This is a genomic window from Pseudomonas sp. CFBP13528 (genome assembly GCF_005233615.1).
GTDB classification, from domain to species: Bacteria; Pseudomonadota; Gammaproteobacteria; order Pseudomonadales; family Pseudomonadaceae; genus Aquipseudomonas; species Aquipseudomonas fluorescens_AM.
Window position 1 is genome coordinate 119,758 of sequence record NZ_QGAJ01000016.1, and the last position, 11,170, is coordinate 130,927.

11 protein-coding genes are annotated in these 11,170 nt (G+C 61.2%); 6 read left to right on the plus strand and 5 right to left on the minus strand.

Annotated elements, in window-relative coordinates; translation table 11 throughout:
- The first annotated feature begins 78 nt into the window (after positions 1-78).
- Both PspCFBP13528_RS23225 and PspCFBP13528_RS23230 read left to right on the plus strand, forming a co-directional pair.
- Complete coding sequence (locus tag PspCFBP13528_RS23225) at positions 79-1,002, plus strand: LysR substrate-binding domain-containing protein (protein ID WP_065949229.1); 924 nt, start codon at positions 79-81, stop codon at positions 1,000-1,002.
- 52 nt (positions 1,003-1,054) lie between these two features.
- Positions 1,055-1,441, plus strand: coding sequence for a 5-carboxymethyl-2-hydroxymuconate Delta-isomerase (locus tag PspCFBP13528_RS23230; protein WP_065949228.1), 387 nt, complete (start codon positions 1,055-1,057; stop codon positions 1,439-1,441).
- A 28-nt stretch (positions 1,442-1,469) separates the two neighbouring features.
- Here the strand turns inward: PspCFBP13528_RS23230 and PspCFBP13528_RS23235 are convergent, their stop codons facing one another.
- The 4 genes from PspCFBP13528_RS23235 to PspCFBP13528_RS23250 form a co-directional block, all read right to left on the minus strand.
- Complete coding sequence (locus PspCFBP13528_RS23235; RefSeq protein ID WP_101219178.1) at positions 1,470-2,426, minus strand: LysR family transcriptional regulator; 957 nt, start codon at positions 2,424-2,426, stop codon at positions 1,470-1,472.
- 137 nt (positions 2,427-2,563) lie between these two features.
- Positions 2,564-3,751, minus strand: a complete 1,188-nt coding sequence (locus tag PspCFBP13528_RS23240) for a cyanate transporter (protein ID WP_137201605.1) — start codon at positions 3,749-3,751, stop codon at positions 2,564-2,566.
- Between the two features lie 284 nt (positions 3,752-4,035).
- On the minus strand, positions 4,036-4,650 hold the full coding sequence (locus tag PspCFBP13528_RS23245; protein ID WP_065949225.1) for an NAD(P)-dependent oxidoreductase: 615 nt from the start codon (positions 4,648-4,650) through the stop codon (positions 4,036-4,038).
- Positions 4,651-4,685: 35 nt separating this feature from the next.
- Positions 4,686-5,552 carry an MBL fold metallo-hydrolase gene (locus tag PspCFBP13528_RS23250; RefSeq protein WP_101219170.1) on the minus strand — a complete coding sequence of 289 codons (867 nt, stop codon included), beginning with the start codon at positions 5,550-5,552 and terminating at the stop codon, positions 4,686-4,688.
- 106 nt (positions 5,553-5,658) lie between these two features.
- On the opposite strand from PspCFBP13528_RS23250, the gene PspCFBP13528_RS23255 reads away from it, so the two are divergent.
- Both PspCFBP13528_RS23255 and PspCFBP13528_RS23260 read left to right on the plus strand, forming a co-directional pair.
- A complete protein-coding gene (locus PspCFBP13528_RS23255) occupies positions 5,659-6,564 on the plus strand; it encodes a LysR family transcriptional regulator (RefSeq protein WP_137201606.1) in 906 nt (301 codons plus the stop codon).
- Between the two features lie 100 nt (positions 6,565-6,664).
- The gene (locus tag PspCFBP13528_RS23260; protein ID WP_057723028.1) at positions 6,665-6,844 is read left to right on the plus strand and encodes a hypothetical protein; all 180 of its coding nucleotides are present in this window, start codon (positions 6,665-6,667) and stop codon (positions 6,842-6,844) included.
- Positions 6,845-7,023: 179 nt separating this feature from the next.
- Here the strand turns inward: PspCFBP13528_RS23260 and PspCFBP13528_RS23265 are convergent, their stop codons facing one another.
- Positions 7,024-7,890, minus strand: coding sequence for a helix-turn-helix domain-containing protein (locus tag PspCFBP13528_RS23265; protein WP_101219166.1), 867 nt, complete (start codon positions 7,888-7,890; stop codon positions 7,024-7,026).
- Between the two features lie 180 nt (positions 7,891-8,070).
- Between PspCFBP13528_RS23265 and pobA the strand changes: the two genes are divergently transcribed.
- Positions 8,071-9,264 (plus strand): 4-hydroxybenzoate 3-monooxygenase, encoded by a 1,194-nt coding sequence (pobA, locus tag PspCFBP13528_RS23270; protein WP_065949221.1) that lies wholly within the window; start codon positions 8,071-8,073, stop codon positions 9,262-9,264.
- A 66-nt stretch (positions 9,265-9,330) separates the two neighbouring features.
- Positions 9,331-10,833 carry an MDR family MFS transporter gene (locus PspCFBP13528_RS23275; protein WP_137201607.1) on the plus strand — a complete coding sequence of 501 codons (1,503 nt, stop codon included), beginning with the start codon at positions 9,331-9,333 and terminating at the stop codon, positions 10,831-10,833.
- Positions 10,834-11,170: the final 337 nt, after the last annotated feature.

Genomic DNA, 11,170 nt, shown 5'->3' on the forward strand with positions numbered 1-11,170 from the left:
CGATGCGTCGACCGACATAGACGCCGCCCCCGTTGCCTTTCTAAACTGCGGCTTGTCTTGGGGGAGGGGCAGGCGCCGATGAATCGCAATGAATTACGCAAGGCCGATATCAACCTGATGGTGGTCTTCGAAGCGCTGATGCTCGAGCGCAACGTGACGCGGGTGGCGGAGAAGCTGTTTCTCGGCCAGCCGACCATCAGTTCGGCCCTCAATCGTTTGCGCACCTTGTTCAATGACCCGTTGTTCATTCGCGTCGGCCACCGCATGGAGCCCACCGCACGCGCGGAGGAAATTATCCGGCACTTGTCGCCGGCCCTGGATTCACTGTCGTCGGCCTTGAGCCTGACCCATGATTTCGACCCCTCCATCAGCACCATGACCTTTCGTATCGGCCTGTCCGATGACGTTGAGTTCGGTCTGCTGCCGCCATTGCTGCGGGCGCTGCGCCAGGAAGCGCCGCAGGTGGTGTTCGTGGTGCAGCATGTGGATTACTGGCGCATTCCCGACCTGCTCGCCTCTGGAGATATCACCGTCGGCATCACCCAGACCCGCGGCCTGCCGGCGAATGCCAAGCGCAAGCTGCTGCGGCATATCCGGCCTTGCCTGTTGCGCGCTGATGCGTCCGACACACCGCTGACCCTCGACGAATATTGCGCACGGCCCCATGTGCTGGTGTCCCACACCGCCAACGTGGCCGGGTTTGCCGATGAGTGGCTGGCCGAAATGGGGCGCAAGCGGCACGTGGTGCTGTCGGTGCCGCAATACAGCTCGCTGCCGGCATTGCTCGCCGGCACTGACATGATCGCCAGCCTGCCGGACTACACGGCCCAGGCCATGGCTGCCGGCGGGAACCTGTTTTGCGAGGCGTTTCCGTTTGAAACGCCGACCCTGGACTTGTCGATGGTCTGGCTCAGCCACGTCGACACCGACCCGGCGGAACGCTGGATGCGCTCACGGTTGGAGGCGTTCATGAGTGATCGAGCGCTTGCGCTCCCGGGGTAAAGCGCGTGGTGTATATTCAGCCGTCTTCCTATAAAAAAGCTCGGAGAAACCCATGCCGCATCTGCACCTTGAATACACCGCCAACCTGGCGCAACTGGACACCGACAAGGCTCTGTTGCGCCTCAACCATGCGCTGGTGGCTTCCGGTCAGTTTGGCGCCGAGTTCGACATCAAGAGCCGGGCGGTGAAAATCGAGAGTTTTCGCGTAGGCACCGGCTTGAATGAGCGGGGGTTTGTCGCGGTACGTCTGGCATTGCTCAGCGGGCGCTCGCCGCAGGTCAAGCAGCAACTGTCGCAAAGCCTGCTGGCGGTGCTGCAGGATCTGGGCCCGTGGCCTGAGGGCGTGCAGGTGCAACTGAGCGTTGAATTGCGTGATATGGACCGCGATGCGTATAGCAAACAAGCAGTGGGGAGTGACACGTTGCAAGCGCCAAGTTAAAGGCGACCGTGGCGCCTCTTGCCGTTTTTTAACTTGCCGCTTTTAACTTGCCGCTTGCCGCTTCATCCTCACACACCTTGACGACCTGCTCGCGAAGCCAGGTATTGGCGCTGTCCTGTTCGCTGGTCTGGTTCCATTGCATGTCCAGGGTGAAGCCCGGTAAACCCTGCGGGGCTTCGCAACACCCGTACGCCGAGGTCGACGCCAGCAGCTTCTGCACGCGGCGGGGCAACGTTACGATGAAATCTGTGCCGCTGATCATCTTCAACGCCGCGCTGTAGCTGTTGGCCCGCGCGATCACCTGGCGTTTGTGCGCCTGGCGCGCCAGCCAGCCGTCGATCATGTTGGTGGCGGAGGTCCACGGCGTGGGAAACACGTGGCGCCGCTCGACGAAGGCTTGCAGGCTGAGTGCCGTTTCCCGCGGCGCCGAGCGTTTGTCGAAGACGCACACCAGGTCGTCTTCGAGCAGCATCTGGCTCTTGAAGTCTTTATGGGCGCGGTGAAAGTTCGGGCCGAAGCAGATCACCAGGTCCAGGCGGCCTTCGCGCAAGTCATCGGCGGGAATGTCGGCTTCCAGCTTTTGCACATTGACGATCACCGGCAGGTCGGCGCGGTCGAAGGTTTTCAGCAGACGCGGCAGGATCAGGTGTTCGAAGTATTCCGGGGCGCACACATTGAACGTCACGGCCTCACGGGTCGGGTCGAAGGCCTGGCCACCGGCGTGGCACAGGTTGATGCTTTCGAGGATTTTCTGTACGTGGCCGTACATCGTGGTGGCCTTGTACGTCGGACGCATGCCCGCTCGCGTGTTGATAAACAACTCGTCTTCGAAACTGGTGCGCAGTTTCTTCAGGCTGTAGCTGACGGTGGACTGACTGACGAACAGCGTTTCGGACACATCGGTAACGCTGCTCTGGTCGTAGACAGCGATAAACACCATCAAGTCCTGCATATCGAGCTTTCTGAGCAAGTTACTGTTTAGCATCGGTTTCGTCCGTAAACCCTTTGTACCGAACTCAGTACAAGACTGAGCAAAATGTTAACGGAACGCTCGTACCAATAGAAAGCTCTGTAGGACTCTTCTATGTTTTGGGTGAGACAAATAGTGTTTACAACACGACCTCAGCGGATATGTCCTGCGTAATGCACCGGATTGAAGCGCGTAACCATCACCAGCATTACCGCCACTACCGCCGCCAATGACCACCAGGCCCCTTCGAAGCTGCCCAACTGGTCGCGGATCATTCCGGCGATCAGCGGCGACAGGCCCGCGATCAGGTAGCCGATACCCTGCACGAATGCGGTCAGGCCACCGGCACGGCGCGGGTTATCGAGGTGGTCGAGGGACAGGATCAGGCTCATTGGAAACAGGCCGCCAATACCCAGGCCGAGCAGGCACGGCCACAGCAGGCTCAGGTGCCGGGGGCTGAGGATCAGGCCGGCGAAGCCGATCATGATCAGCACCAGCAATACCGCAACCACGCCGCGCTTGTCCCGGCGGCGATTGGCGATGGCGGGCGTTACCAGGCCGGAGACTACTTCCATGGCGGTGAGCAAACCCAACAGCAAGCCGGCATGCTGTTCAGTCCAGCCCTGCTCGACATAATACGGCGCCAGCCACGCCAGCACGCAGGTGTAGCACGCCGTGCCGAAGCCGAAAAACAGGGCGAGCAACCAGGCCCGGTGATTGCCGAAAAAGGATGCCTGCGGGCCGTCGTCGACCCGAGGCAAAGCGGGTAACGTCGAGCGCTGGGCGTACCCGAACACCAGCGCCGGCAGCGCCAGCCCCGCCCACATCGCCAGGCCGATGCGCCAACTGCCGGTGTGCACTTGCACAAACGGTGCAAACGACGCGGCCAGTGCGGCGCCGCCCATGATCGCGGTGACATACAGGCCCATGAACAATGAAACGTTATCGCCCGGGCGCGACTTGATCAGCGCCGGCATCAGCGCCTGGATCAGCGCAATCCCGACGCCTGCCGCCATGGCGCTGACAATCAGCTCGAACGCCGAATCCAGCCACAACCGCGACAGTGTCGCCGCGCCAATCACCAGCAGCGACACCACGACACTGCGGTATTCGCCAAAGCGCTGGGCCAGGCCCATGCCGAAGAACATCGCCAGGCCCATGCTCATGACGGGCAACATGGTCAGCAACGCCGCGCTGCTGAAATTGAGCGGCACATCAGCGCGGATCGACGACAACAAGGGACCTACGGCCGCCATCGACGGGCGCAGGTTAAGGGCGACCAGCACTACACTGATCATCAGCCACACGGCGGTGGTGGGTTTTGCCTGAATGTTTTGCATGGGCCTGCCTTGGGTGAACAAGGGCGAATCAGGCCACGGGTGGGGGAGGCTGGGCAAATGAGAAAGTCATTGGCCCTATTGAAAAATTGCAGGCGCCGGATACGCCACCGTTCAAATGTGGTAGGGAGCAAGCCCTGATGCCAGTCTGTAGGAGCGAGCTTGCTCGCGAAAAACGTCAACGATAACGCGTACTTTCTGAATGAACGCGGTGCCTGTGAGTTTTTCGCGAGCAAGCTCGCTCCTACAGACGGCGGTGTACGCTCCCACAGTACAGATCCGGTGTATCAGTAGCCCACGGTGAAACGCTGACGCGAGTGCTTCGGCGTTTCCACTTCATCGATCATGGCAATGGCGAAGTCGGCAAAACTGATCGAGCTTTTACCATCACTGCCGACCAGCAGATCATCCTGGCCCAGGCGGAATTGACCGGTGCGCTCGGTGCCATCGAACAGGGCCGACGGCGACAGGAAGGTCCAATCCAGTGCCTGCTCTTGACGCAGCGCGTCGAGAAACGCTGCCCCTGCGCTGGCTTCAGCTTTGTATTCTGCCGGGAAGCCCGGGCTGTCGATCACCCGGCTGCCGTCCGGCAACAGCAACGAACCGGCGCCACCCACCACCAGCAGGCGTTTCACTCCGGCTTTTTTCACCGGGCCGAGCACGGCGCTGGCGGGCAAGGTGGCAAAGTGTGCGGCACTGATCACCACGTCGCTGCCGCTCACGGCCTGTTGCAGGGCATCGGCCTCCAGCGCATCCACTTGTTTGACCGTGACGCCTGGGCGTGCGGCCAGTTTGTCGGTATTGCGCGCGATGGCAGTGACGGTATGCCCACGGCGCAGTGCTTCTTCCAGCAGTTGGCTACCGGCACGGCCGGTGGCACCAATGATTGCGATTTTGCTCATGACGTTCTCCAGTAAAGGTCAGGGTTTAAAACCAGTCACCACTTCATTTCGCCCTTGGCGACTTTGGCGCTCAGTTCCAGCGAGCTTTCCTCGGCGAGGCTCGGGTAACGCTTTTTCATGGCCGCAATCAGGGCGGCGGAATCCTTGGCCCGGGCGGTCTCGATGTCGAAGGCCTTGATGTAGTCGGCGGTGAACGTGACCGAAGCGGGTGATGGGGTGCCCAGGTAGTGGCCCGGGATCACGGTGGTCGGCTTCAAGTCTTCAATACGTTGCAGGGTGGCCAGCCAATCCTTGTGGGACTGTGCCGTCTGGGTATCGGCCATCCATACGTGGATGTTTTGCGCGACCACCACACCACCGACCACCGCCTTGATCGACGGAATCCACACAAAGCTGCGATCCGGCTGCGGGCCGTCCAGGCCGATGACTTCCAACTGCTGCCCTTCCAGCGTCAGGCTGTGGCCCTTGAGCACTTGCGGCACGAGGGTCCTGGCCGGTTTGTCGGCACCCATTTTCGGGCCCCAGAACGCCAGCTTGCCGGCGACGGTGGCGTTGATATGGTCGACCACCGCTTGTGGCGCCAGCACGTTCGCGTCAGGAAAGGCGGCGGCCAGGGTGTCGAGGCCGAAGTAGTAGTCCGGGTCGCCGTGGCTGATATAGATGGTGGTCAGGTGCTTGCCGCTGGCACGGATTTTCTGCACCAGTTGCTCGGCCTGGCCCTTGCCGAATTGCGCGTCCACCAGGATCGCGTCCTTGGCGCCGCTGACCAGCACCGAGCTGACCGGGAAGATCGCGGCTTCGCCCGGGTTGTACACGTCAAGTTTCAAGTCTGCCGCCACCGCATGAGCAGTAAAGGCCAGGGCGGCAGTCGCCAGGGTCAAGCGTTTGAACGTCGCGAACATCGGGGCAGCTCCTGCCATCGGTAAGGGGTGTACAGAGCTTAGTTGCATAAAACACCACAAAAAATGCGATGCTGGGACATAGTTTGTTTCTGAAATCGGGCAAATCATGGATCGTCTCCAAGCAATGCGCGTGTTTGTCACCGTGGTGGATCTGGGCAGCCAATCCGCCGCCGCCGATCATCTGGACCTGTCGCGCCCAGTGGTCTCGCGTTACCTGGCCGAGCTGGAGGATTGGGTCGGTGCACGCCTGCTGCACCGCACCACGCGCAAGCTCAGCCTCACCGCCGCCGGCAGCGAAACCCTGCCACGTTGCCGGCAATTGCTGGAGCTTTGCGGCGATATGCAGGCCGCCGTCAGCGAGCCCGATGAGACCCCCCGTGGCCTGCTGCGCCTGAGTGTCAGCACCTCGTTCGGCCAGGCGCAGTTAGGCGCCGCCATTGCCGAGTACGTCAAACGCCATCCGTTGGTGACAGTCGACCTGCAAATGCTCGACCGCACCGTGAATTTGGTGGACGAGCGTATCGACCTGGCGATCCGCACCAGCAATGACCTGGACCCGAACCTGATCGCCCGACGCCTGACGGTGTGCCGCTCGGTGGTGTGCGCCACGCCTGCCTATCTGCGCGAGCATCCGGCACCGCAGAAAGTCGAAGACCTGGCCCGGCACAACTGCCTGACCCATTCCTATTTTGGCAAGAGCCTGTGGCATTTCGAAGAGAGGGGTGAACATGTGTCAGTGGTGGTGCACGGCAATATCACCGCCAATGAGGCCGGTACTTTATTGCGCATAACCCTGGCCGACGCAGGAGTTGCTATGTTGCCCAGCTATGAAGCCGGTGAGCTGATTCGCAGCGGCACACTGGTGCGCTTGCTGCCGGATGCGCAGCCGCGGCAGATGAATATCTACGCGGTATACGCCTCACGCAAACACATGCCCTCGGCGTTGCGCAGCCTGCTGGATTTCCTGGTGCAGCGGTTTCCCGAAGAGCCTGACTGGGACATCGGGCTCTGAGGCGATATAAGCGCGCTGAATGGCCTGCAATCATGGCAACTTGCCCTATCTGACCTATGCTTGAAACAGGAGCCGGTAGATCCGTTCAGAGGTCCGTGCCATGAGTATCAAAACCAGAAAATACCTGACGATTTTCAGCCTGTGCGCCTTGGCGACCGCGCTGTACGGTACAGCCGCTTATCGCGTTGAGCAGACGCGTATGCAGCCGGCGGCGTTCGCCATCAGTTGCCATCAAAATCAATGCGTCCCGCACACCGGCAGTTTCAGCGCCCTGCGTTGATTCTCAAAGCACTGCAGATCCAATGTGGGAGGGGGCAAGCCCTGACGTCAGTCTGTAGGAGCGAGGTTGCTCGCGAAAAACGTCAACGATAACGCGCGCTTCCTGAATGAACGCGGTGCCTGTGAGTTTTTCGCGAGCAAGCTCGCTCCTACAGTATTAGGGCTTGCCCCCTCGCACATTCAGCTCTGCTTCAACTGCTCGCGAAAAGCCTTGGGCGAAAATCCCACCCGGCGGCGAAACAGCCGCGAGAAGTTGGTGGGGTCGGAAAACCCCAGCACCTCGGACATTTCATTGATCGTCATGCTGGTGTAGGTCAGCAAACGCTTGGCTTCCAGCAACTGGCGGTCATGCATGATCTGCAGGGCCGGCTGCCCGCCCAACTCCCGACATGTGCCATTGAGATGGGAGACCGAGATGCCCAGTTTGTGGGCCAGGTCTTCAATTTTCGGGTGCTCGCGGTAATGCTGTTCGACCAGTTGGGTAAAACGTCGGAAATACTCACGGTTGCGTGGCGTCCTGGGGTGGCGGCGCTGGATCGCCTGGCGGCTGACCCATACCAGCAGCACGCTGACCAGGGCGTGCATCATCATGTCCCGTGCCGGTTGTTCGTCGGCGTACTCGTCCTGCAAACGCACGAACAGGTTATTGAGGTAGTCGCTGTCCTTGCCTGCGGGGTAGTTGCCGAGGGTGTGCAGGCCATCGATTGTGCTGCCCAGTTGCGCTTGTAAGTGGCTGACCAGGGGCGCCGACAGGGTCACCACGTACCCTTCGATCTCTTCGGAAAAACGAAATCCGTGCACACACAGCGGCGGCAGTACTTGCAGGCTCGCCTCGTTGAGCGTGGTGCGCTGGCCTTCGATTTCCAGGTGTGCCTGGCCTTTATGCACGTAAAGCAACTGGCACAAGTCCGCGTGCCGGTGGGGCTGGATTTCCCACTGGTATTCCCGACTGCGCCGGGAAATGGTTTCGCAGTGCAACAAATCGGGAGTCGGCCACTGTTGGCTTTCCCCGTAAAGCTTGAAGACCGGAATCGCGGTGTTGGTCATGTTTTCAATCCGATACTCAGGATAGTGGTGCGGTAATCGCCCCGATTGGCAAAAAGCGCAGGCTTTAAAGCAGTTTTCACCTTCTTATGCTGCTCGCTCAGGTGAAAAATGTCAGCCACACGTCCAATGACAACTCTTTCACTCGTTCGGTTCGGGTGAAGCCAGCAGGCCATAAAAATAATGAAAACGCTGAAAACCCAAGTCGCCATTATTGGCGCCGGTCCCTCCGGATTGCTGCTCGGCCAACTGCTGCACAACGCTGGCATTCAGACCCTCGTCCTGGAGCGCCAGACCGCCGACCACGTGCAGGGCCGCATCCGCGCCGGGGTGCTGGAGCCAGGCATGGTCGACCTGCTGCGCGAGGCCGGCGTCAGCCGACGCATGGACACCGAGGGCCTGGTGCATGACGGTTTCGCCCTGGCGCGCGATGGCCGACTCACCCACATCGACCTCAAGACCCTGACCGGTGGCCAGTCAGTGATGATCTACGGCCAGACCGAAGTCACCCGCGACCTGATGGCGGCCCGTGCGGCTGTCGGCGCCACGACGTTCTATGAAGCCTCAAACGTACAGCCCCATGACCTCAAAAGTGATCAGCCCTGGCTGACCTTCGAGCATCAGGGCCAGGCCTTTCGCCTGGAGTGCGATTACGTCGCGGGCTGTGACGGCTTTCACGGGGTGGCCCGTCAATCGATTCCGTCCGAGGCGCTGCAAGTGTTCGAGCGCGTCTACCCCTTCGGTTGGCTGGGCATGCTTGCCGATACGCCGCCGGTGCACCCGGAGCTGGTGTACGCCACGCACCCGCGTGGCTTTGCGCTGTGCAGCATGCGTTCGCTGACCCGCAGCCGTTACTACTTGCAGGTTCCCGCACAGGAGCCATTGGCCGACTGGTCGGACGAGCGCTTCTGGGCAGAGCTCAAAACCCGTCTGCCGGTCGACCTGGCTGAACACCTGGTCACCGGCCCGTCGATTGAAAAAAGCATCGCACCGCTGCGCAGTTTCGTGGTGGAGCCGATGCAGTACGGGCGCCTGTTCCTGCTCGGCGATGCCGCGCATATCGTGCCGCCTACCGGGGCCAAGGGCTTGAACCTGGCGGCCAGTGATGTGAGTACGTTGTTTCGGATCCTGCTCAAGGTATATGGCGAGGGGCGCGTGGAATTGCTCGAGCGCTACTCTGCCATCTGCCTGCGGCGGGTGTGGAAGGCCGAACGGTTTTCCTGGTGGATGACGTCGATGCTGCATCAGTTTCCCCAGGCGGATGGCTTCACCCAGCGCATTGCCGAGAGCGAACTGGACTACTTCATGGGTTCCGAGGCCGGGCGCACAACCATTGCGGAAAATTACGTCGGGCTTCCTTACGAGGCTATTGAATAGCCTGCTATCGTATTCAGCATTTCCGCAGGCTGCCGTTGCCTGCGGGCCTTGCTCGAAGGTTGTGCCGTGACCCCTCTCAATCAGTCCGCTCCCACTGTTCCCGCCGTGCGCAGCATTCTTGCCGCGCTGATGCTGGCGATCTTTCTTGGCGCCCTGGACCAGACCATTGTCGCTGTGTCGATGCCGGCCATTTCCGCGCAGTTCCATGACGTCAACCTGCTGGCCTGGGTGATCTCCGGCTACATGGTGGCGATGACAGTGGCGGTGCCGATCTACGGCAAGCTCGGTGACCTGTATGGGCGGCGGCCGATGATGCTGATCGGTATGGGCGTGTTCACCGTCGCCTCGCTGTTCTGCGGCATGGCGCACAGCATGGAGCAACTGGTGCTGGCGCGGATTATCCAGGGCATCGGTGCCGGCGGCATGATTTCGGTGAGCCAGGCGATCATCGGCGACATCATCGCGCCCCGTGAGCGTGGGCGTTACCAGGGCTACTTCAGCAGCATGTACGCGGTGGCCAGCGTCGCCGGGCCGGTGCTGGGCGGCTACATGACCGAGTACCTGTCCTGGCGCTGGGTATTTTTGATCAACCTGCCGTTGGGCGCTGTCGCCTGGTATGTGGCCCATCGCACCCTGGTGGGGTTGCCGGTGCCGCAGCGCAAGCCGATCATCGATTACCTGGGCACCGTGCTGATGATCATCGGCCTGACCGCCTTGTTGCTCGGCATCACACAAATCGGCCAGGGCCGTGCGTGGCGTGACGATCAAGTGCTCGGGCTGCTGCTCTGTGCGCTGCTGGCGTTGAGCGTGTTCGTCTGGCATGAGCGCCGTGCGCGCGAGCCGTTGCTGCCCATGCACTTGTTCGTCAACCGCAGCGCGGTGTTGTGCTGGTGCACGATATTCATCACCAGCTTCCAGGCGATTTCCCTGACCGTGCTCATGCCCCTGCGTTACCAGACCGTGACCGGTGCCGGTGCCGACAGCGCAGCCCTGCACCTGCTGCCCCTGGCGATGGGCTTGCCGATGGGCGCTTATTTCGCCGGGCGCATGACCTCAGTGACCGGCCGATATAAACCGATGATCCTCAGTGGCGCCGTGTTGAGTCCCCTGGCGATTCTCGGCATGGCCTTCAGCGCGCCCCAGGCCGTCGGGCTCACCTCGCTGTTCATGCTGTTGTGCGGCATCGCTGCAGGCATGCAGTTCCCGACCTCGTTGGTGGGTACGCAGAACTCGGTGGAGCAGCGGGACATTGGTGTGGCGACCAGCACCACCAACCTGTTCCGTTCCCTGGGCGGGGCTGTGGGGGTGGCCTGCATGTCGGCCTTGCTGTTGGCATTGTTGCGCGATGCCAGTTTTGCCCACTTGGCCAGTGGTGCGCTGCTGACCGAGGGTAGCACCGGTAATGTGCTGCTCGATGGGCTCAACGCTGCGCCGGGGGCGGCGCGGGATGCGTTGCGGGGGGAGTTGGCGATGACGTTTCGGCATTTGCTGATGGTGAGTGCGGGGGTGTCGGTGTTGGGGTTGGCGGCGGCTATTGCGATGCCTGACCGGGTGTTGCGGGGGCGTTAGCACGCCGGCCTTAGAGCCGACCGGTATCTTTTGCCGCTCCTGGTCCAAATGTGGGAGGGGGCTTGCCCCCGATGGCGGTGTGTCAGTTACGGATGCACTCACTGACCCTCCCTCATCGGGGCATAGGTATCTACACAACTCTGTAGCGCTCAACCGTAACCACGATGCGAAGCGAGTCGCTCTTGATCTGCTTTTGATCTTGATCTCAGGCGCCCCGTTAAACCACGGATTCAAGCCTGCGTTCGGGCACACCGAGCCTAAGCGAGGTGCCGAGTGGTGGGGCATGTACGGGTCAACCACATGGGTTACAAAAAAGTGCACTCACATAGGTGACACT